General features: G+C 48.3%; 1 protein-coding gene. It reads right to left on the reverse strand.

Annotated elements, in window-relative coordinates; all coding sequences use genetic code 11:
• Window positions 1-665, reverse strand: a 665-nt coding sequence (locus AAC854_RS22885; protein WP_340619099.1) for an IS982 family transposase, incomplete at both ends; no start/stop codon positions are given.

Below are 665 nucleotides of genomic sequence, written 5' to 3' on the forward strand. Positions count from 1 at the left end.
GTATGAGAAAGCAGTTTTCTGGCTATTCGATTACTCAAATGCCACAAATCCCGTGCCCAGCACTTCTCGAGAGAAAATTGCCCGGCGAATTGACCAATCACGGTTTCAATTAAACGGCGTTTGGCGTTAATGACCCTTCTCGTTGTTCTGGGGATGGGATCATCCATATTGGCACGCACCGGGGTTATCATTTCAATACCCTCTGCCTTCATTTCCTGTTTAAATTCAACGCCTAAATACCCTTTATCGCCGAGCAAACAGCCTTTTATCGGGGCGATCAAATCCCAGGCCGCTTCACGCTCACTGACACTGGCGGGCGTCAACGTTATCCCTATCACCACGCCTGTTTCATCTATCATCAGGTGCCCTTTAAAGCCGTAATATGTTTCGTTCTTGGCGGCACAGTATCCATAATCGGCTTGCCCTTTAAAGCTAGAACTGCCTTTCGCTCTTTTGAATCCACAGACGGGCAGAGGAAATCCGTCGATAATATGTACCGGTCTGTCGAATGCGCCCAATAACATCGCCAGCTTCTCTTGCAGTTTTTGTTTGACAACCCAAAGGTTCGCGGCCTGTTTGGCAAAGTTGGCCCGTGAACCTAACCCCGGAAACCAGTCGCGCCAGTGGTGACAAAAATACGTCCAAATCCCTTTATCTGTTGAAAA

It is taken from the genome of Xenorhabdus entomophaga, assembly GCF_037996725.1.
Classification (GTDB): domain Bacteria; phylum Pseudomonadota; class Gammaproteobacteria; order Enterobacterales; family Enterobacteriaceae; genus Xenorhabdus; species Xenorhabdus khoisanae.